The sequence below is a fragment of the Paenibacillus sp. FSL H8-0315 genome, from assembly GCF_038005365.1.
GTDB lineage: Bacteria > Bacillota > Bacilli > Paenibacillales > Paenibacillaceae > Paenibacillus_AQ > Paenibacillus_AQ odorifer.
Genome location: NZ_JBBOTA010000001.1, coordinates 4,864,017 through 4,887,034, shown reverse-complemented (window position 1 = coordinate 4,887,034; position 23,018 = coordinate 4,864,017). Strand labels below are relative to the sequence as shown.

The following is a 23,018-nucleotide window of genomic DNA, read 5'->3' as shown; positions in this document are numbered from 1 at the left end:
ATGAACCGTATCATAAGTAGGGCTAACCCTATCCACACAAAAAACGACTCATCCGTAGACAAGTCGCTTTTCAAGTTTTATTATTAATGGATTATTACTGTGTAATTGTCATCAGTCTCACCGCTTAGCCTTATAAAACTCATGATACAGCTTCATGAGCGCCCTTTTTTCTATCCTCGAAACATAACTCCGCGAAATGCCAAGCTCCTTAGCAATCTCCCGCTGCGTCCGCTCTTCCCCGCCTGTATCCAATCCAAACCGCCCAACCACAACTTCTTTTTCCCGGTCATCAAGAATATCAAGATTACGATAAATCTTACTCTTCTCGATCTTCAAATCCACTTCTTTAATAACATCATCCGCTTCCGAACCAAGGATATCGATGAGAGTAATTTCATTACCTTCTTTGTCCGTCCCAATTGGATCATGCAGGGATACGTCTTTACGTGTTTTCTTGAGCGAACGCAGGTGCAACAGGATTTCGTTTTCAATACAACGAGCAGCAATTGTGGCTAGTTTGGTTCCTTTGTTCGGACGATAGCTCTCAATAGCTTTTATCAGGCCGATGGTGCCGATGGAGATCAGATCCTCCATGTCTTCCCCAGTGTTATCGAATTTCTTGAGGTTGTGGACACGATACGATGTCAAATTATTACGCGATTCTGTGCTTAAGATTTATTTAGATATCCGCCAAGTTAGTCTCCATCTTTTCATTGCAACCTAACCAGATAAAGATGGCATCATTAATTACCATTCTTCTGTAAGGCTAAAAGTAGCAGTAACAGAATTAGTAGCGCCGCTTAAATTTGCTACAGCCAGTGAGACAAATTCATTATCAGGCAATTGGAAATCCAATAATGAAGCAGATGCTGAAATTCGAGCCATACCTCCAGCTCCAGCTGCTAACCCTTGTAATAGGACCTGACCTCCTGATATTGTCGTTAGAGTATTATTAACTAGAAGAGCGGTCTCTGAAGAGGGGATATTAGTAGTCACAGTTGGGAAGTTTGTAAAAGCTCCATCAATCGTTCCACCGAGTATGAGTTGATAGTAAATATCTTCGGAAGTTACAAGATCAATCGCTTCGAGTTTTACACTGACTGAATTTGCTCTACTTGAACCTGGCGGGAAAATCTCCTTTCTTTGAAAGGACAAAACAGGTGTAAGGGTTCCTGACGCAGTTACTGTTCTTCTTTCGGAAGTTACCCTGAAGACTGGATTATATTTGCCTAAAATACTATATTGTCTTCCTCCAACAAATAAATTGAGTTCAGCTGCTGTGCCATTATTAAATATTTCTGCACGCAGGGGAAGATTAGGATCAGCAAGACTTGTCTGCCCGCTAGGTGAGAACCGGTGAACTGTAATTACTTCTTGTGCTAAAGTCGTAGCATTGGGAAGCACTACTCTAAATTCAATGACTCCATACCCATACCAAGTAAATACCATTTGAAAAATGTTACCTTCCGATAAATTAAGCGTTATCCCGCTTGGCCCCGTTCCATCTAATTTATCTGCGTTCCAGGATGTTTGAGGAATTACAGTGTCAACACTTGCTCTTCGAATTGCTACAAATATTCCATTCGCTACACTCTGACCAAAGAATAAGCCATTTTGATCGTCAAAAGCACCCCATCTCACCACTTGGCTTCCTGTCGGCGCAACCGGTAAACGGATGCCTATACCTGCTTCGGCAGCTAGACCTGATTCATACCTTCCTCTCTCCGAACTTTGGAGGATGGCAATATCTCCGCCCGATGCTGTCGTAGTTAACTGAAACTCCGTGTTGGTATTTCCAACTGTAGCACTGCCCAGTGTGGCAACAACGTCTCTTAGATTAGATAATCCATATACCGAGGTCAGTTCAATAATCGGGGTTTTTTCACTTGTTCTTAATTCGCTAAATTGAGAGCTAACATTTGGCCCTACTCCCACTATGGTTGCATTAGGATCGATAGTACTTGTTGCTTCTAGCAATTCTGAAGATACGATACGGTGAGGTGTTACAAGTTGCCCTGAAGCATTTTTCCCCCAAACGGACATTTCAATTTGATCTTCTGCTACACCGCTGGTTGTAAAGATAAACTCAAAGGCACTAAAGTTCGCATAATAATTCTTCGTTACTACCTCATTTGGGCTTATAATAATTGTTTCGAGTATATATAACGTTCTGGTCCCGTTTAGGTAGTATCCCTGGATCATGATGCTCCCATTATTGACTGAATCACGATTTTCGATTTTAACGGTCAATTGTTGTGTTGGGCTTTCACCACTGACCTGATTATTTTCAATCGGTCCGGTTGATAGGATAGCCATATCTTCGATTCTCCTTTGCCTCAAAATTTTGGATACAGTAAATCAAAATTCCAATCCATTTCACTATTTTACTGAACCTGAATTATTGAAACAGAACCATCCGTAAATGTAGTTGTTGCTGACCCATTATATAGAAAATCTAACGTAATAGCAGTTGAGGTAGTGTCCACTAAGAACGTACCAGATACGCTCACATTAGCATCTACAGTTCCAGTAACTGATCTGCCTGAAAAACGACTTTGAAATACTAGATTTAATCTTGGTGTAACAGTAACATTTCCATTTACTGAACTAGTTGCCCTGAAAGTAAAAGAAATTAAATAAATGTGTCCTATGGCCAGTACAAAGGTCGTATTTGACGGATGCAAAATATTAGCGCCATTAATGAATGAGGTCGCATACGAAATTGCCGTCCCATTTACTACAGATGCTACATTAACAGTAAATAGTCCGTTTTGTAATGTGCCACCTGTTCCGGTTGCACCGGTGACACCTGTCGCTCCGGTGAAGCCGGTAGCTCCTGTGGCTCCTGTTGCACCGGTAACGCCGGTAGCCCCTGTGGCTCCTGTTGCTCCGGTAACGCCGGTAGCTCCTGTGGCTCCTGTTGCTCCGGTAACGCCGGTAGCTCCTGTGGCTCCTGTTGCTCCGGTAACGCCGGTTATACCTGTCGCTCCGGTGACGCCTGTAGCTCCCGTTGCCCCGGTTATACCTGTCGCTCCGGTGACGCCTGTAGCCCCAGTTGCCCCGGTTATACCTGTCGCTCCGGTGACGCCAGTAGCTCCCGTTGCCCCGGTTTCACCCGTCGCTCCGGTGATCCCGGTAGCCCCCGTTGCCCCGGTTATACCTGTTGCTCCGGTGAGGCCGGTAGCCCCAGTTGCCCCGGTTATACCTGTTGCTCCGGTGACGCCAGTAGCTCCCGTTGCCCCGGTTTCACCCGTCGCTCCGGTGACGCCAGTAGCTCCCGTTGCCCCTGTTTCACCTGTCGCTCCGGTGACGCCAGTAGCTCCCGTTGCCCCTGTTTCACCCGTCGCTCCGGTGATCCCGGAAGCCCCCGTGGCTCCCGTCTCACCTGTTGCTCCGGTGACGCCGGTAGCTCCCGTTGCCCCTGTTTCACCCGTCGCTCCGGTGATCCCGGTAGCCCCCGTGGCTCCCGTCTCACCTGTTGCTCCGGTGACGCCGGTAGCTCCCGTTGCCCCTGTTTCACCCGTCGCTCCGGTGACGCCAGTAGCTCCCGTTGCCCCTGTTTCACCCGTCGCTCCGGTGATCCCGGTAGCCCCCGTGGCTCCCGTTTCACCTGTTGCTCCGGTGACGCCGGTAGCTCCCGTTGCCCCTGTTTCACCTGTCGCTCCGGTAGCCCCCGTGGCTCCCGTCTCACCTGTTGCTCCGGTGACGCCGGTAGCTCCCGTTGCCCCTGTTTCACCTGTCGCTCCGGTGACGCCGGTGGCTCCTGTTTCACCCGTCGCTCCGGTGACGCCAGTAGCTCCCGTTGCCCCTGTTTCACCCGTCGCTCCGGTGATCCCGGTAGCTCCCGTGGCTCCCGTTGCCCCTGTTTCACCTGTCGCTCCGGTGACGCCAGTAGCTCCTGTTGCTCCCGTGGCTCCGATAGCACCCGTTGCCCCGGTGGCACCTATTTCACCCGTCGCTCCGGTCGCTCCTGTTATTCCGGTCACTCCTGTGGTCCCTGTTTCACCCGTGGCTCCGGTTACTCCTGTGCTTGCTCCTAACAATTCAGAAGATACGATTCGATGAGGAGTTACAAGTTGTCCCGCGGCATTTTTTCCCCAAACTGAAATTTCAATTTGTTGTTCTGCTAAACCGGTCGTTGTGAAGACAAACTCAAAAGCATCTAGGTCTGCAAAATAATCCATTGTTATTGCTTCATTTGGATTTAAACTAATTAATTCAAGTACATATAAAGCTCTCATTCCGCTTAGATAGAAACCCTGAATCAAAATACTTGCAACATTAACAGAGTCAGTATTATCAGCTTTAATGGTCAGCTGTTGTGTTGGCCTTACACCACTGACCAAATTATTTTCTATCGGTCCAGTTGATAGAATAGCCATTTACTTGGTCCCTCCTCCTCAAAGGTATGTAGAGTTCATGTTCTACATAGAGTATTCAAATTTTATCTCAAGGTGTGGACACTAGGTTCGAGTACAATTTTCTATTCCTACAAAAATATTACTACCCTGATTAAACTATATAGACTGAACTCATATAATTGAGAACCGACCAATCGGGTAAAAGACGAGAAACTTCTGAATCATGGACACAAATGATAGTGCAAACAGGGTGGCATGATCGTTATCCTTTCGAAATGCATGTTTATTAAAAGAAAAAGCAACTTATCCGCAGACAAGTCGCTTTATAAAAGCTCTATTGTTAACAAATAACGCATTGTGACTTTAAATTTATCTTTTCGCCTTATAAAACTCATGATAAAGCTTCATCAGCGCCCTTTTTTCTATCCTCGAAACATAACTCCGCGAGATCCCCAACTCCTTAGCAATCTCCCTCTGTGTCCTCTCTTCTCCACCTGTATCCAATCCAAACCGCCCCACGACAACTTCTTTTTCCCGGTCATCCAGAATATCAAGGTTACGATAAATCTTACTCTTTTCGATCTTCAGATCTACTTCTTTAATGACATCATCCGCTTCCGAACCAAGGATATCGATGAGAGTAATTTCATTACCTTCCTTGTCTGTCCCAATTGGATCGTGCAGAGATACATCTTTACGAGTCTTCTTCAAGGATCTTAGGTGCATCAGAATTTCGTTTTCAATACAACGTGCTGCAAATGTGGCTAGTTTGGTTCCTTTGTTTGGACGATAACTCTCAATAGCTTTAATCAGGCCGATGGTGCCGATGGAGATCAGATCCTCCATGTCTTCTCCGGTGTTATCGAATTTCTTCACTATATGGGCAACGAGCCGCAAATTATGCTCAATCAACAAATTGCGGGCCTTGGCATCTCCCTCAGCCATCATCCCTAAGTATCGGCTTTCCTCCTGCTCCGAGAGCGGTTGTGGAAATGCATTATTCCTTACGTATGATACCAGCAGCGTCAGTTCTTTGATCAGCAACGCAATCGTGCTTAAGAATCCAGGCAACTTGGCGACACCTCCCGCACTTGTACAATGAAACCGATCTGTTTGCCTTACGGGTTCATGGTCATCCTTATTGTATGTGGGCGTGCGCCTAGAAGTGCCTGTACGGGGGAAATTGTACAACCACAGAAATTTATTTTTCATACGAGAAATCAGTCATACTCTACTCAATTACTTGTCTTTTTAACACAATGTTGTTAGCGGTAATTCTCACTCTCTTTTGATAATAAATTCCGCTTCACTAGACGTAAAAACCTTTATGATGTCCTTATCAAAAGTAACCTTCAAAATAGACTCAGGTGATTGTTCAAGAATACCACCGCAAGAATCTCCCGACGGATCACCGTATACAGCCGAAGCCAGCCAGTGGATTCCAGGCTCAAGGAAAGTCGTCAGTGTAGGCAAAACAGTCCGGGGATGAAGCAGGTTTGTGTTGGCATTAGGCCAAATTAGCTCAGCCTTTTCATAGCCGATCAAACCCTTGACTCCGCTTGTTCCCCATGCTGTAGATACTGCGGCGGTTGTAAGGCCGATCTGCTGTTCCACCCCCGCTTCCTGACCAAGTGCGAAGCCACCCTCTGCAGCGTCCAACGGTCGTCCGGTCTCGATCCGGTGTATCCGAATATGCCAGGGCAGCCCAGCAACGATCCAGGTCCGAACCTCCACATTAGTCCATGGCTTCCAGACGGAGTGCAGCACATTGTCCACAATTTTTGACTCCATATTCCGCCGTCTGACCCGATACAAGTTGTCCCCGCTCTCACTTAGAGCGAGCATGGAATCAAATGCCCCTTGAGACAATCCCCATTCGGAGCGAGGTACGCTGAACCCGAAGCCTGTTGAGTATACGAATTTCTCATACTTGGCAGACGTGTGGGTATGCTCATTCGTATATAGATGACCACTGTTGAAGGCAGCGACATGGCCGGAAGCAGGTTCGCGGACAATGACAAGATGCGCAGGTTTCTGGACTATAACTGCAGGAATATCCGGCAGCGGCAGTTCCTCTTCTTTCCAGAATGGATGCTCCGCGCTGAGAGCCAATGGCAGGAATGTCTTTAACGCCCAGTAGGGCGAACCGGGAGCGTTATAATTCTCCGCCATGACCAAGTTGGGGTAGGTATAACCAATCGTCAGAACGCCTCCGGCATCAAAGATCGGTTGGCTGAACCACCATCGCAAATTGCGCAGTACTAATCCTTTGACCACACCTACAGGGAATACTTCAACGCCTGCATAGACGAGTGCGCTCCAGAAAGCAGACTGGGCAAAGCGGTAGGTTAAGCTCCTTCCATAAGGAAGGGCAGATCCGTCCGGAGCGAACCAGCCCAACAATTCGGTGGCAAAAAGCCGGGCCCGTTCTTTGAACACCTGTGAACGTTCCGGGTCCTCCTGTTCCATCAACTTCGCGTACAGTAGCGCATAATAATGGATGGCAAAAGGAACATAATAATCGCTATGCCCGTTAATTCCATCACTGTACCAGCCATCACCCAGATAGAAATCATCCATTCGCTTCAGATTGTTCTCTAGCTGCTCCGCGTCGTAGGGTCGGCCGATTCTGCGGAATCCGACATTAACTAGCACGTTGAAGAACAGCCAGTTGCAGTCATAGCAAGGATGGGAATTAATCTGATTCAGCCAGCTGTGCAATTGCTCCTGTTCCTTCTGGGTAAGTGGTGACCAGATCTGTTCAGGAATGGCGGCTAAGGCGAAACCGAAGACCGCCATCTCTACCAGACGCTGGTCATAATCTTGAACTTCACCCCAGTATTCTTCATGGGCAGGATCCGTGCCGTGGCGTATGCCATCCAGCACAGTATCCCAAAGCCCGTTTTCTCCGCCTCCCATGAGCAGGGGCACTAAGCCCCACAATACCCGGGAGAAACCTTCCATTTCTGCAGTTGCTGCTGGATAGCTCGCTCCTGTTCCGCCGATTGCCAGCCGTGCGCCGCCTCTGCTGTAGAGCGGCCGAAGCGGATCTGTAAGCTGTTCAAGAGCAGAGACCAGATCCTCCCGGGTCTTCAGCGGATTCATAGCTATAGTAGTAGAAGCCTTCATGGTCTGCATCATATCCCCCCTATTCCCAGTAGAACGGTCCGGCATCTTTTAGCCGGGCTAGCGCTTCTATATAGAAGAAATCGCCATAGATAAGCGGAACATCTATATTCCGATTCTCAGGATAGTTACTCGTACCATGAAGCAGCAATCCTTCTTCTTCTGCATTGTCCCAAGTTCCATAATTCCTATAAAGGGATTCTGTAATTCTTATAGCCCCGTTCCGATACACATGAGCCTCCGAGTCGTCCACCTGGCTAGCCAGCAGGAGCAAGCCACTCGCTGCACAGGAACCAGCAGAGCTATCACGAATCTCGCCAACTTCACCGGGAGCACGGAAATCCCAATGTGGAACGTGATCTTCGGGCAGACGGGTCAAGAAGAAATGCGCGACCTGCTTGGCTGCATTAAGATAACTCTGCTTGCCCGTATGATGATAGGCCAATGACAGTCCGTAGAGCGCCCAGGCTGCCCCGCGCGACCAAGCCGACTCGGGCGCATAACCTTGCCCGCCAAGCTTTTCAACCACTTCGCCCGATTCCGGGTTGAATTTGACGATGTGATAAACCGAACCATCCGACCGGATGAAATGCTCCAGCACCGTATCCATATGCGCCTCAGCGATATGCCGATAACGTGGATCCCCTGTTACTTCGGAAGCCCAAAAAAGCAGGCTGGTATTCATGCAGCAATCGATAATGGCTACCCCGCTGTTATCCTCGCCTTCACTCCATGGATTCCAGGCCCGGATGTAGCGTCCTTTCAGATTGAAGCGGGCCGCCAGATAGTTGGCTGCCTTCAACGCCCGGACTCGTGATGCTTCTCTGCCCGTGAGCTTGTAGTTCGCAACACTGGTCAACAGCCACATAAAACCTAGGTCATGGTCCAGCTTCACATAACCATCCAGCACCTCGTCAAGCCGTTTCTCACACTGCTCAGCAACCGCTTTCAAATCCTCATCACCACTCTCAGCATAGAGCTGCCAGAGCATTCCCGGCCAAAAGCCGGCCGTCCACCAGTTTGGTGCTTCAAGCACGTATTTGCCGCCTTGACTCGCATGGGGGAATTCTGCACCGATTCTCCGACTGTTCGTTCTAGTCTTCTCCAAGGCTTTGCCCCAAGCCTCGTCTACCCAAGCTTGCTTTACTAATCTACTCATCTAAATCCCGCCTTTATTCGAATTAGCCACTACCCTCTGATAGAGGACTTTTTATAAGCTCAGGCCCATCTTTTATAGAAATTGAAAAGTGAATACCAGTTTGCCCACCGCGCCAAGCTGAAGCACATGGAAGTCCAGACTATACCAGAGCTTCTCCATGCCAAAATGATCCCGGTACATATGCACAGTAATCTCCGGCTCAACTTTCAGTGAATCGTAAGTCACTTCAACGCCGCGAGCCGTAGTCCCCGGCAGCAGCAAGGTACCCGGATGAAGGAGCTTAGGCTCACGCCAGGTGACAAACCGCTCCGTCCAGCTCGCCGGAATTCCCGCATACCGGTAAGTGTCTGTCAGCTCCAGCCGTGGACATTCCTCTTTATGCCAGACGAACGAACGGATTAAGGACTGTAGTCCTGTTACCTGATACGCCTGTGTCAGATCCAATGTCAGCTCATCATTCTCCTCCGCCGATGCATGCAGCACTGTGGAGCTGAACTCCCGACCGGCCAGCTGATACTGGCCATCAATGATCGGCAGCGAATGGCCCTGCGATCCATTGCAGTCATACTGGTAACGGCCAGCCCCAAAATAATCAGCGGTATACTCTCCGCTTCCAAGATCGGATGCGTAGATCTCTCCCCGGCCACTCAGAATGAAATGTCCCAGATCATTATGGTTATGCGGTTCAGCATTGTGCCCGCCCTTGGCGGCGAATCCGAATGAACCCGCCTCCGACACATGACGCGAGACAAGCCAAGCGGCATCAGGGAGATAATAGCTGGCGGCTCGCCAAGCTTCGTCCTCCTTGCCAGCCCTGGTCCAGATCAGATTGCGGAAAGCCGGTGCAAAGCGGCTGCAATGATCTTCAGTGTAAGGAGCGCGCAAAGCGGATGGGGGGCGTTCGACATCCGTACAGACTTCCGCCAGATAATGAGACAATCCCATATGTACTAGCACCTGAGGCACTGAATCAGAGAAATTGGCTACATGACTTCCGTCAATGAAACATTTTTGTTGGAAACGCGCGATTTGCGCTACCTTCTCTTGGTTGAACCAGTCCAGTCTGCCTGCGCTTCTGGAACAGAGGAGATCGCTATAATAAGTGAAATAACCAAACCCATAATTCCAGTACCCAAGGCCTTCCAGACAGGCACCGTCCTCACCGAACCCTTCCAGGTAATACAACATGGCGCGCTCTGTCCTCAGCAGAATATCCGCAAGCATGGCTGGGTCCTCCACAGACAGCAAGGCAGCAGCCCCGATTGATCCCGCACAGACCGCTGCCCAATTATGCCGCGCTGTCTCCCAATCATAAGGACCATTTTCAAGAAATGGACGAAACAGTCTCCGCTCTACTTCATGGTGGATTCGGGATCTCAGAAGCTGCGAAAGTCGTTCCCCGAGCAAAAGTAAAACTTCACTTAAAGTAAATCCGGTCTCGGAAGAAAACAGATCAATATACCGGTTGATATCAGCTGCATTATGATCCGCTGGGAGGTGGGCCGGAAGACACCAGGTGTACTCATCGCAAATAGCCCAGAGGATGTCCTCCAGCTTCTCCAGTACTTCCGGATGATCCGGCTCCAGCAAAACCAGAAATACATAAGTATTCAGCCTTCTTCTCCGTTCAAAATAGACCCGTTCATATTCCAGCCTTGAACCCGTACGCGAATAAATGAAAAATAACGTATACGACATTTCAGGTATAGACTGTCCGTCCAGCCTTACCGCCTCCGCGCGGATCTCGCTGATATCTGCCTGTAGTACTCCCGATGATAACGCCCGTTTCCAAAAAGCAGCCGCATCCCCCTTTGGATAATACAAGCTCAGATCGACTGGCTTCATTTCATGCACTATTTCCAAAAGCATCTGTTTATTCAAGCCTTTTTTCCTCCTTATAGGTCAGTCAGATCCGCGAAGCATCTTATTCATCACTAATATGGCTGAATACTTTTTATTCCAAGGCATGATCTCTCAAAACATCCTCACCGGCTGCAATTTTTAGTGAAGTCCATTTCATCTCTTCCCCTGACCAGAATGGATCAGAAGGGAGCAGCCCCAGCGGGAGGAATACGGAGGCGCATAAATAAAGACTGCCTGTATTGATATAGCTCTCCGCAAGCTCCGGCTGATAACCGTATACCCCCGGACGTAGCCATCCGGACTCATCAAGCGTACCCGGATATTCCATAATTCGCGTAATCACAGCTGTCAAAGCGCAGCGTACCTGTGCAGGAGGCAATGCTTCCTCCAAAAAATGCTGCAGCGCCGCCTGCGACAGCAGTTGAAACGCCCCAAAACGGTAAACGATCGAACGCCCGATAAAGGGATAGGTTCCATCCGGTGCAATGATCCGTTCGAGAACAGTAGCGTATCGCTGTGCCCGTTGCTGAATCAGCGGTTTCAATGCGGAATATTGCTCCGACTCCTGTTCAAAAAGTGCTACCACATCCACCAGCATCGGCTGAATAACAAAGCTGTTGTAATAATCCCAGTGAAAGTCCTTGCCATCCCCGTAAACTCCGTCGCCCTTATACCAATCCATGAACATATGGACCGCATAGCCAACGCGCATCCGGTCATATTCAGGATCGCCAAGTATATACAAAGCGGCTTCCACCATTGCGCTGAACAGCAGCCAGTTGCTGCCGCTTGGCGCTGTCCGGCGTGTCTGCTTCAGCGCTGTTATTACATTGCCTTTGACCCGCGCACTCAGCTTGCCGGCAAGCTGCTTTGGTGCACGCACCAGCGCATGTGCCAGGAATGCCGCATCAACCAGCGGTTGGCCTTCAGCCTTGAATTCCATATAGTCAGGTGAATTCGGATCAACAGCGGCATCAATGGCTTCCAGCATTAGCCCGGCATAACGTGCTCTAAGCTGTTCTTCCTCACCCTCAAGTCCCTCTAGCTCAAGCCAAGGGGCCATTCCACATGCCAATCTAGCAAAAGCCTCCAAATGGGCAAACTGGCTCCGGTCACTATGAAACTTTGTAGGCAACTGTTCCTTTAATTTCCGCTCAGCCAAAGCATTCAGCACAGGCCCCCCGATCAGCAGCATTGTATCCAGCCAGTATTTACGCTGTTCCTTCCCATTCATGCACAATTCCACCCTTTCAATTGCATCTAATCAGCTACAGCTACTTCTCTTGCCTAACGCCTGAATCTTGTTATATTGCGTAATCTTCTACTATAGTTTAGTGTTGTATTATTGCAATGTCTTTGCGAATAATGATGTTTTATTGCGTATATTGTGATCAATCTGAAAGGGGCAGTTCCAATGAAGCATGCCCAGTATTATGAGCCGTTCGATGGAGATATTCTGGCAGGTATCGGAAATTCGCCGATCTCACCTACCAGGGATTTCCACATCCATGACCACTATGAAATTTTCCTGTTCTTGGGCGGCAAGGTGAACGGTTTTGTAGATCAGTTCAGCTATCCCCTGCAGCGGGGCAATGTCCTGTTGTTCAACAATCACGAGATTCATAAAATCATCAATTTATCTCCGGAGCCCTATGAACGGTTGACAATCCATTTCAAAGCTCCACTTGTCTATCCCTTCTGTACCGCAACTACAAATCTGCTCGCTTGTTTCCAGAACCGCCAGCCCGGAGAGCATAATCTCGCGCAAATGGATGAACCGCTGATTGAAGAGTATACAGTCCTTGCTTCCCGCCTGATTGAGACATTAGAGAATCAGCAGTACGGGAGTGAAGTTCTGGCTCTGACCTACCTGGTTCAGATCCTCGTCCTCATCAATGAGCTGTACAGCCGCACCCGATCCACCGTACCCAGCATTATTTCCTCACATATTCAATCAGCCATGAGCTATATCGACAACCACTTGCATCTAAATCTGTCACTGGAGCAAATCGCTGGAGAACTGAACGTCGATAAATATTATCTTAGCCATCTGTTCAAACAGCAGACAGGCGGAACCATCTACCGTTACGTCTTGCTCAAAAAAATTGCGTTATCCAAGCAACTCTTGTCCGCCGGGAACTCCGTATCCGATACCTGCTATCTGTCCGGCTTTAACGATTATGCCAATTTCATCCGTACCTTCAAGAACATCACGGGCATTCCACCCGGAAAATATAGTAAAAGAAGCTGAGCTTTAAAACTCAAATTCAAGGATTCTTCAAAAAAGATGCAATCGCTACTGCGGTGAATAGTTGGACTTCCCGCCGCTGTTTTCCTAAGCACTCCCCCGTCTCTCCAAATCTATAAAGAACCTAGCAGCCCACTTAATACAGCCTGCCAGGTTCTTTGAGATGCTACTTACAAATATCCCAGCAGATTGGAGATAACTTGCGCACCTTCGGCACGGGTCATCGTCTCTTGTGGCGCGAATTGCTTATTGCCGCGTCCCTTGATCAGTCCCGCCTGTTCGGCGATGTTTGCTGCGTTCTTCGCCCAGTCATGAATCTGGGAATAATCACTGAACGATCCTACAGCAGGTTCATTGGTCTCGCTTCCCTGCAAATATTCATAAGCACGAACGATCATCACAGCCATTTCCTCGCGGGTAATGCTCTGATCCGGGGCGAACGAATCCGCACTGCGTCCGAGCACGATACCCGTTCCGCTAACAGCTGCAACGGCTTCGGCATACCAGGCTTTGGAATCCACATCACCAAATGTTGCATGGCTTCCTGCCTTAAGCCCAAGCGCGCGTGCAATCATAGCAGCGAATTGTGCCCTAGTTACATCCCCTTGCGGATTAAACTCCGTACTGGAAATGCCTTCAATAATATGCTTCGCAGCCATGGTCTTAATCACATTGCTGGCCCAGCTGTCACTGCTGACATCTGTGAACAGCTTATCGTATTCCAGGACTGCATACTGGCTGAAATGCCGTATTTCAGCAGTCCATTTACCATTAGTCAACGTTCCGCCCATGAAATCAAGCGTACCATTTGCAGAAATATAGTAGATGCCGAGCAAGCTTGTATTGGCATCCGGATCTACGTTGAACGTAAGTGTCAACGGTTTATCAAAAGCAGTTACCGTTACAGCAGTGCCGTTCGCAGCAACAACCTCCAAGCTGAAGTTGATCACATCACTTGCCGCAGATAAATATACGGAACCATTAACAGCCGGATTATTGATTAACTGTTCCACAGCATCTCTGGATACCTTCACTGCTGAGAGCTTAATTCGCGCCCCCTCCGTTTGACCTCCAGTAGCTTTTTCTTGAATGCTCTTCAGCACTTCTGGGGTCAGGTCGATAGCAACCTTACTCCAAGCCAGACGTAGAGTGTTCTCTCCGATGATTCCTGATAATCCTGCTGGAAGCAGTACGGATTCTGTAGCTTCAGTAAGCTGAACCGTTATTACTCCTCCAACCGGTGCCGTGAAATCCTTTGGATCAAGAACCTTTTCGGTCTGCGGCAGCGGTATTGGCGTTGGGGACGGGGTGACTGCTGGTGTCGGTGCTACCGTCCACACTGGTGCTTCTGTTGGTGCCGGCGTAGATGTTGGTACTGTTGTTGGCTCCGGTTCCGGCGTCGGCGTCGGCGTCGATGTCGGTGTTGGTGTTGGTGTTAGTGTTGGCGTCACTACCGGAGGTTGCTCTGCTTCGCCCACTGTCACGGTTCTAGTCACTTCAATAGCCGCGTTGCCCGCCGCATCACTCACATTATAATGATAGGTGTAGATGCCTGCCGCCTTAGTGTCCAGTGCCAGCACATTCTCCTCATTCTTCGTAATCGTTGCTATAATAAGCTCCGTAATGTCGCCGTCACGGTCATCTACCGCTGTGGCTCCAGCATCCATATAGCTTGCGCCATTTTCCAGTTGAATGGACGGTTCACCAAGCAGTGTAATCACCGGCTTCATTACATCCGGATCAAGTGCAACGACTACTTTTCTTGTCACTTCTTCAGCCGTATTGCCTGCGGTATCGCTGACATTATAATGGAAGGTATAAATATCAGCTTTCGCTGTATCGAGAGCAGTCAAGCCGTATACTTCACTGCTAACTGTTGTTGTTATACGGTCTGTAATATCACCATCCTTGTCATCATAAGCAGTCGCTCCTGCATCTGTATATTCAGAACCGATGTGCAAATTCACTATTGCATCACCTAACAGAGTAATCAAAGGCTGAACAGTATCCGGTTCCGGCAGCTTGATTGTTCCGCTCACCGAACTGTCCGCTGTGGTCTCTCCCTTACTCAGTGATACCGTAAAGCTGAAGCTGCCGTTAGTCTCATCGGTTGCTTCTTGGAAGGAAGACAAGGTAATCTCACCGATCGCAACTCCGGTATCATTGAGACCGGGCAGAGCGCCTATCATCTGCAGCAGCCAAGTATGGACAGCTTCTTCGCTGTTTGCCGCTTCCTTCTGCACGCTGTATACCGCACCTTCTATGATACTCTTAGCCTCATTTACAGCCTGCTCATTAGCAACACTGGCTTTATCTCTAGCTACAGCCACATAGCTGATCAATGCAGCCTGATTGCCTGAATACGTATTGTTTATTGAGTATTTCACACTACCGCTCACCGGAAGCGAGAAGTCATAGTTAATCATAGCGCCATTAGGACCTGCGACGAGGCCGGTTCGGACCGGTTTGGTCACTTCTTTCCCTTCAGCGTCAATATAGCTGAGCGTAATATCCATCGTGCGGTTGGTGTTGTTCCACCAGTCCCGATGGAATGACGTAATCGTATATTTGCCTGCGTTCAAAGGGAGCAGGTATACAAGTGGATTATTTTTTGTATCCGAACCATAAACACCTGTCTGACTTTTATCAGAAGGAACTACAGCGCCACCAAGCCCCTTGAGGAGGTACTTAGTACTGGTATGCCCCCATACGCCATTGCCTGTCGAAGGCTGATCCGCCTTGTTATTAAGCAAGCTGTCACCTACAAAATCCTTGATTAACGTATACGGCGGCGTGATACCGTCCATCGATACACCAGCATCGAGGAAGTATAAGAGCCCCTCCGGCACCACTTCCACATAACAAGTTGTTTTCAGATTTCCATAAGTGCCGGTTACAGCTACCCGTTCATACGGATTGTTGAAGCTGGCCGTATTTACATTCCACTTTACTGATACCAGCAATTTGGATCCGTCTGCCCGAGTGGCTTCCACCTTGTCTGGAAGATCCGGCAGTTTTCCAGCATAAGTAGCCAAATCCTGAGGAGCGACAAGCTCCCGTATATCTCCCGTAGTCAACTGGTTCTGGGCGGAGATCAGGCGTGCTTCAAGCTGAGTAACTCCTTCCTGATCCAATTTGTATAAAATAGGATTATCCAGTGTTCCCTGTGCATCGCTCTGTGCATCTACGAAGAGCTGCCAGTCTCTGTCCGAATATTCATCCTGTTTGTTCATTTCTTTCGCGGCTGTTACCGCCGCCTGAAGAGCAGCAGTATCTACAGTACCAGTTACTTCCCCGGAAACAACCGCCACCGCGTCGACAACCAAGGTGCCGCTTACCACCTTTATCTGCACATGGTGCTGGCCATATTTAAGCCCGCGGAGTGCGTACGTCTGGTACAGCTCCTTGGAAGCTACTGTATCAGCCAATAGAGCAATAACTTTTCCGTCCACCGTTACCTCAAGCTTCGCCGATCCGTTATTCGCTCCTAGAATATCCAGTCCGGTGCCTTCAAACGTATATTCCATTGCAGCGTCTACAGCCTGGCTGGTAGAAAGAGAACGCTGGTAAATGTACATGCCCGCTCCATTTATATGGCTCCACGACCCGGTATATATCAGTTTAGGGTTCGGAGCAGCTGCCAGGTCATACATCTCAAGATTGTCTAGAAGCTCTGAATAATACGGCGTGTAGCCCTCAACCTTCTCCACCTTCAAATTATCGAAGCGGACGTGATAGTAGCCGCTGGCCAGATCTACCCGGCCGGACAATTCAGGAGTAGGGTCGGTATAGGAAGCCAGCTTCACCCCATCCAGATAGGCAGTCACTTTATCGCCTGCAACCTGAACGGCAATATTATGCCATGCGTCATATGCGGTATCGAATCCGTCGATCTTCACGCCGCCGGAACCGTTCGCGGCATTTCCGCTCGCAACTGCGCTATTGTTGACCAGCAGCTGCCAGCCGCCGTCGAACCAGAATTTCAGCACATACGGTGTACCGGTTATGGAGTGGGAACTGCCACCTCCCTGATAACGGGCGCCTATCGCAGCATAATTGGCTCCGCCCTGAGTATTGTTTGTTTCGAACGAAACATCAACACTGGCCTTGTAGTTCATCCACCGGTTGTCGCCGATGGCCGTTACGGGATCTCCGCTGTTCCATGTGCCGCCAAGCCCCATGGTTCCCGTGTCCAGCTGCTGCCGCAGGACATAATTGTCTGAACCGTCCGGAAGATAGGCCTCAAATGCCCCGTTGCGGTCATGGGTATAACGCGGGATAACACTTTGGGAACCGCCGCGGGATTCGATATAACTCTGGGTACCCTCAGATTGACCACCTGCACCAATCTTCACAACAGTCTGCTTGGAATAGTCAAAATCATCAGCGTACAAAATGTTGTCCACAGTACTGTGTCCCGCTCCTGTAGCATCAGTATCCAGTACGGTACGCTCGCCTTCTACAGGCAGCGGTGTATTATATTCTTCTTTGTCCTTGTTCTTCAAAGTAGACACAGTCACGGTCGAATACGGTTTAACCTTAACGGTATACACCCCGCTGCCATCAGCAGTGACATCACCGAGATACTGCATATAATTGCTGTTGAACGCTTCTCCTGCATCAGCGGCACGGGTTTCCCATACTTCCATGGATGGATTACCCGTATAAGCCATATTGACTGTCTGCAGTTTGTAGATTTTGGAATACTCGCTATCGTTCACGATAACCGTCGAGAAATCTTTTTTATCAGGTGCTGCAAGGGTTATATAGCTAGGGGAACCGTTGCGGCCGCTGACCGGATTGGTGCCTGTCGCACCTGTAGAGCTGGCTTGAGGAACTGCTCGCCAGATCCCAGCAGTATTATCCTCGTTCTCCCAGCCTACATTCGCAAACCAGCTGTAATGCTGCAGAGTGACAAGACCCGCATCATAATGAATCCATCCCGACCACGGATCGCGCATGCTGACCAATTCCTTGAAGGAATATTGTCCGCCTTCATAAAAGGAACCAATGGCGGGTTGGTAAATAAAGTGTGTCCGGCGGGAGTTAACGAATCCTTTAATAATCGTGTTACTCATCTCCAGCGGACTGCCGACACCACCAATTCCTGTTCCTGCCACTGTAGGATCTTTCATATTGTTGTTGGGACGGAAAGAGGAATTACTGAAGGTAGACTGCGCCTCGCTGTTCCAAACCTCAATATCATATTGTTCTGCAAGTTTTTTGAAATTGCCTGCGCTGTCGTCGTCCGTGTTGTAGTGGTATCCAGCGATCGGCACGGCTTCCCGCAGAGAAGGATCACTCACCATACTGGCACCGAAACTGCCAATCCCGACTTCATCGGATATCACAGACTTGATCCGGTTGTACAGTTCCCGCTCTTCGGTGCTGTTGAAGCCTTCGCTGTCAGTCTTGACTCTCTCAGCGTACTGTTTGGTCCACGCCAAATCTGGAGCGTGCTCGTTGATATAAGGATTAACGTAATCGGCCATATAACCGTATTCACGATAAGCGGCCAGAATGGTTTTTTTGTACCAGGTATAGATTTTGTCGTTGTTATTCGCCCAGGCCGGAGCACTCCATCGCAGGATGCTCACTTTAAGATCAGGGTTCACTGCCTTGGCATCTGCGGCAAGCTGGAAGCCGGGATGCCGGGTAACATTTGCCTCTTCATCGGCCGTACGCATAGTCGCCGGGTCAGGTCCCGTGGAGTTATTGCGGTCATTGCCCATCTCGATTTTCACATGCGTCATGAGCGGATGTTCTCCACCAAACAAGATCTGTAGCATTTCTGCATAAGCCTCTGGATGCTCTGACTTATAGTCCATCAAAAGCGCACTGGTGCTGTTAGCGCTTAGTACGCCAAATCCCTTGAATGTGAGGCCGTTGACATTGTCAGCTTGGATATCGTTGCCGTCAAGCAGAACCTTGACCATAGAAGCTGCGCTCTGTGTAGCCTCTTCGATCTGTTTCTTGATTCCGCCCTTGGCAACGGCGAACCAGCTCAAAATAGGTTTTTCGTCAGCAACATAGGCGTAAGTCAACGTCATTGGACTACTAACGTCAATGTCTCCAGGAATGGTGAATTCGCCGGAAATTAGCTTAGTCACATTAGTGTTGAACTGGTCAAACAAGATCGTCTTGGTTGCCCCGATAGCATCCTTATACTCGATCTGAGGACGTATTACACGGGAGCGGCTGCCGTACCAATCATGGAAACCGCTGCTGAGCGTATAGGTTCCAGCTTCAAGCGCTTTTAATTTATACACGATATGATTGCTGGCAGGGTCGGCACGAAGTCCGACAGTCCATAGGGACGGATCGGTGGCTGGATCGGTAAGTCCCCCGTCTTTGGAATTCTTGACCTTGTTTACGGAATCATCAAATCCCCAGTCCGCCGTACCGCTGATATACTTCTGGTCGGGTGACTGGTTGAGCAAATCGCTGCCGCTCAGCGTGCGGACCGCTTCGTACAGCGGCGAGGAAGTAGGCCCGTTGCCTACGGAATCGCCCCCTCTGCCGCTATCCACAAAGTAAACCAACGGATTACTTGCGGGCGGAATAACTTCCACACTGGCTACGACCGGCCCCCCGTTTGCTGTACCGCTGACGGTCACGGCATCGTATGGCACGGCAAAGGTATCTGCTCCAATATTCCAGTTCACTGCTGTGCTCTGGCCTCCGATATCAATGCTGGCTGGCAGAGTAGTATCTGCAATTGTTGTAGCCCCCATATGGGCGGCAGCGTAGATAGAATTTACGGTAGCAGCAGAGGCTGCAGGCAGAGTGAATGCCGGAAACATCCCAACTACGAGCGCAGTAGTCATCGTTATTGAGAAAAGCCTTTTTCGAAAGTGCTCTCTGTTCATTCTCTTCTCCTCCTTTGATGGCCAATAATAAAAGAAAGCGTATTCATTTTATTGTTAAATGAATAATTACTAGAGTTATACAGACCCCTTTGACTTATAAAAAAACCTGGCAGCCTATGAAGCATGCAACTGCCAGGTCAAATACGGTTCTAGCCCTTAATGCCCGATGCTGCAACACCTTGTACAAAGTACTTTTGCAGAGCCAGGAAAACAATTACAACCGGAATAATGGACACCACACTCGCGGCCATAATCAGGCCATATTCGGCGGAATATTGCGAGATGAACATTCTTAGTCCGATTTGGATAGTCTTGAGTTTCGTATCTGTCAGATAAATCATTGGCCCTAGGAAGTCATTCCAGGTAGCGACAAAGGTGAAGATCGTCAATGTAGACAATGCTGGCTTGGACAACGGCAGCATGATTCGCGCCCAAATTCCATATTCGCTCAAGCCGTCAATACGGGCAGCCTCGCATAATTCATCCGGAACACCTTGATAGAACTGGCGCATCAGAAATACTCCAAATGCCGAGAATGCCTGCAGCAGTATGATTGCCAAATGCGTGTTGTTAAGTCCCATGTAACGCATCAGGATAAATTGCGGCACCATGTAAGCCTGCCAAGGGATCGCAATCGTTGCAATATATCCAAGGAATAGAATGTTTTTTCCCCGGAAATGCAGTTTGGAGAACGCGTACGCAGCAAAGCTGGAAGTCAGTAGTTGTAGAATCGTTACGATAATCGATAATTTCGCCGTATTGTAAATAAAACGGCCCAGCGGAATCCGTGTCCAGATATCCGCGAAATTCTCCCAGCGCGGATTCTGTGGAATCCACTGCATTGGGAAGGAAAAGACATCTTTGTTCATCTTGAGTGAAGAAGACAACATCCATATATACGGAACCAGCATCGCCAGTACTGTCGCAAACAACAAAATATACACAAGAACCATAATGCTGATTCGAAGTCCTTTACTTTTACCAACCATATCTTTTGAATCCTCCTATTGTCCGTATTTCTTCTCGCCGCGGAACTGGACGATGGTGATGCCAAGTACCAGCAGAAACAATACAATGGCCATGGCGCTGGCATATCCGTAATCAAGCGAGCGGAACGCCGTATTGTAGATTTGATACACCATAACCCTTGTAGAATCATTCAACTGGTTATCGGCGCCGGCAAATAGGTTGATAAAGATATCGTAGACTTTGAACGAATTGATGACTAGAATCATCAGAACAAAGAAAGAGGTAGGCGCCAGTTGAGGGACCGTCACATTGCGGAATCTTCTCCACGCGCCCGCACCATCAAGTTCAGCAGCCTCATACAATTCAGGGTTGATGCCCTGAAGACCTGCCAAGTAAATAACCATGTAATAACCCATGTTTTTCCACACTGTAAACAGTATTACTGTGAACATCGCCCAGTGTTTATCCGCTGCCCAGCGGGGAAGATCCTCCAGCGGGATACCGGTAAGGGTATGCAGGATATTGTTGATCGGACCCATCGTAGGACTGAAGATAAAGTTCCATACGGCAGCAACGGCTACCAGGGATGCTACATAAGGGAAAAAGAATACGGTTCTCATGAAATTGCGGGCCATTATCTTCTGATTAAGCAGAATCGCCAGCGCCAGCGCGACAATCATGGTGAACGGTACTACGCCAATAGTGTAAACAATGGTATTCCATAATGCTTTGTGAAATGTTGTATCTCTGATCAACCGAGTGAAATTGTCCAGCCCGATAAACTTCATTGGATTGGCCCCGTCCCATTTCACAAAAGCAAGGATAAAGGCAAAAAACATAGGTACCAGTGTAAACAGGGCAAATCCGATAAAGTTCGGCGCAATGAAGCTGTAAGCTACCAGGTTTTCCCGGACACCTTTTGACAAATGACGTTTAGGGATCTTTTTTGTACCCAATATGGTTTCGTTCTGCATTCTTTCTCCTCCAAACCTTCTAAAACTTTCCCCACAAATCTATACTCTTTAATATAAAAGGCGGGCTTTCACCCGCCCTTAGAACCGGCTCTCTTAAGGTTAATTATTCAAGAGCTGCTGTACGCGAGCATTCATATCATCCAAACCTTCGTCAATCGAAGCATTTTTAGTCATAATATTGTCATGCGCTTCATTCAAAATAACTTCGATGTCTGCGCTCTTTTCATGCATAGGCATTTCCAGATAAGTCTTAACAGTAGTCAGTGCCGCTTTGCTGTTCTCATCCGTAGGGAAGCCCTCGATGGAAGTAATGGAATTGATAACTTCATCATTCTTAATCGCTGGAATGGTTCCGGTGGAAGCAATGACTTTAGCGCCTTCTTCACCAGTCACGAATTTCATGAAATCAAGTGCGGCTTCTTTATGTTTGGATTTCTGATTTACAGCTAGGGAAGTAATTGTACCCAGGGTTGTACCGGCTTCCACACCATCCGGATGAGGGTATTTCGCAATGCCCCAGTTAGCCGATTGGGACTCGCCACTCTTCACTTTCTCAATCTGTGTAGCGATAAACCAGCTGCCCATGTTCATAGTAGCAACGGAATTATTGTAGAATACGCCAGAATAGTGCGTGCTTGAAGTCTTCAGTGTGGCGTAATCCATTACGATGCCGTCTTCCTGTTCTTTCAGGATCCGCTCATAGGTTGGCTTCAAGAAATCGTAGTTTCCGTCAACAACAGTGTTCTTGCCGTCCAGAATACCGAACAGTTGAACCGCACTACGCCAAGTATGGTAGTGAGCTCCGTACACTTTTTCAGAACCGCTGCCGGAAGTCATTTTTCTGGCCAACTCATCATATTGCTCGAATGTCATATCATTGCTTGGATATTCCACGCCTGCTTTGTCGAACAAATCTTTATTGTAGTAGAGAATCCAGAAATCGCTGCGGAAAGGAAGCGCATACACCTCATCGTTCACTTCGATTTGTTCTACAGTACCTCCATATACCGAAGGATCAATAGCGTTGCCACTCATAAAGCTTTTAAGCGGCTCTAGGTGATTCTGTTTCACAAGGTTCGAGTAGCCCGGAATATCTTTAATTGTAAGTACGTCCAGATCTGCGCCACCGGACAGTTGTGTGCTTAACATGGTCATATAGTCCGTCGACCCCAGATCGACATATTCGATTGTTACATTCGGATGCTCAGCTTTATAGGCATCGATTAGCGGCTTGTAGTAAGCGGTAGCTTCCCAATCCCACAAGGCCCATTTCAAAGTCACAGGCTCCTGGCTCGGTTCAGCGGAAGCGTTTGCAGAATTCCCCGTTGCTGGAGCTGTCGTTGCAGCAGCACCTTCGTTGTTGTTATTACCAGAACATCCAGCCAACAGACTCATGGAGAATACTGTGGCGAGGGTTATGCCATAGAATCTTTTCAGTTTCATTTAAAT

General features: G+C 48.6%; 13 protein-coding genes. 1 reads left to right on the top strand and 12 read right to left on the bottom strand.

The annotated features are described in order from the left end of the window. Positions 1-117 precede the first annotated feature (117 nt). The 8 genes from sigK (MHB56_RS21275) to MHB56_RS21240 all read right to left on the bottom strand — a co-directional run bounded on the left by sigK (MHB56_RS21275) (position 118) and on the right by MHB56_RS21240 (position 11,743). The gene (gene sigK, locus MHB56_RS21275) at positions 118-675 is read right to left on the bottom strand and encodes an RNA polymerase sporulation sigma factor SigK (RefSeq protein WP_339174427.1); all 558 of its coding nucleotides are present in this window, start codon (positions 673-675) and stop codon (positions 118-120) included. A gap of 72 nt (positions 676-747) precedes the next feature. Then, positions 748-2,316, bottom strand: coding sequence for a hypothetical protein (locus tag MHB56_RS21270; RefSeq protein WP_341143968.1), 1,569 nt, complete (start codon positions 2,314-2,316; stop codon positions 748-750). Between the two features lie 68 nt (positions 2,317-2,384). Beyond that, on the bottom strand, positions 2,385-4,382 hold the full coding sequence (locus MHB56_RS21265; protein ID WP_341143967.1) for a beta strand repeat-containing protein: 1,998 nt from the start codon (positions 4,380-4,382) through the stop codon (positions 2,385-2,387). A gap of 348 nt (positions 4,383-4,730) precedes the next feature. Beyond that, the gene (sigK, locus tag MHB56_RS21260) at positions 4,731-5,432 is read right to left on the bottom strand and encodes an RNA polymerase sporulation sigma factor SigK (protein WP_036675850.1); all 702 of its coding nucleotides are present in this window, start codon (positions 5,430-5,432) and stop codon (positions 4,731-4,733) included. A 207-nt stretch (positions 5,433-5,639) separates the two neighbouring features. Further along, the gene (locus MHB56_RS21255) at positions 5,640-7,499 is read right to left on the bottom strand and encodes a DUF2264 domain-containing protein (protein WP_438269378.1); all 1,860 of its coding nucleotides are present in this window, start codon (positions 7,497-7,499) and stop codon (positions 5,640-5,642) included. 10 nt (positions 7,500-7,509) lie between these two features. Further along, positions 7,510-8,646 (bottom strand): glycoside hydrolase family 88 protein, encoded by a 1,137-nt coding sequence (locus MHB56_RS21250; RefSeq protein ID WP_341143966.1) that lies wholly within the window; start codon positions 8,644-8,646, stop codon positions 7,510-7,512. Between the two features lie 72 nt (positions 8,647-8,718). Further along, positions 8,719-10,527, bottom strand: coding sequence for a heparinase II/III family protein (locus MHB56_RS21245; RefSeq protein ID WP_254847730.1), 1,809 nt, complete (start codon positions 10,525-10,527; stop codon positions 8,719-8,721). A 73-nt stretch (positions 10,528-10,600) separates the two neighbouring features. Then, positions 10,601-11,743 (bottom strand): DUF2264 domain-containing protein, encoded by a 1,143-nt coding sequence (locus tag MHB56_RS21240; protein WP_076282267.1) that lies wholly within the window; start codon positions 11,741-11,743, stop codon positions 10,601-10,603. A 180-nt stretch (positions 11,744-11,923) separates the two neighbouring features. Between MHB56_RS21240 and MHB56_RS21235 the strand changes: the two genes are divergently transcribed. Then, entirely contained in the window at positions 11,924-12,760 is an 837-nt protein-coding gene (locus tag MHB56_RS21235) for a helix-turn-helix domain-containing protein (RefSeq protein WP_051490882.1), read from the top strand. A gap of 167 nt (positions 12,761-12,927) precedes the next feature. Here the strand turns inward: MHB56_RS21235 and MHB56_RS21230 are convergent, their stop codons facing one another. From MHB56_RS21230 to MHB56_RS21215, 4 genes are all read right to left on the bottom strand, one after another. Beyond that, complete coding sequence (locus MHB56_RS21230) at positions 12,928-19,626, bottom strand: S-layer homology domain-containing protein (protein ID WP_341143965.1); 6,699 nt, start codon at positions 19,624-19,626, stop codon at positions 12,928-12,930. 149 nt (positions 19,627-19,775) lie between these two features. After that, positions 19,776-20,615: a carbohydrate ABC transporter permease gene (locus tag MHB56_RS21225; RefSeq protein ID WP_081383301.1), complete on the bottom strand. Its 840-nt coding sequence runs from the start codon at positions 20,613-20,615 to the stop codon at positions 19,776-19,778. Positions 20,616-20,630: 15 nt separating this feature from the next. Continuing rightward, positions 20,631-21,569, bottom strand: coding sequence for a carbohydrate ABC transporter permease (locus MHB56_RS21220; RefSeq protein WP_036675858.1), 939 nt, complete (start codon positions 21,567-21,569; stop codon positions 20,631-20,633). Positions 21,570-21,668: 99 nt separating this feature from the next. Beyond that, on the bottom strand, positions 21,669-23,012 hold the full coding sequence (locus MHB56_RS21215; RefSeq protein WP_036675860.1) for an ABC transporter substrate-binding protein: 1,344 nt from the start codon (positions 23,010-23,012) through the stop codon (positions 21,669-21,671). Positions 23,013-23,018: the final 6 nt, after the last annotated feature.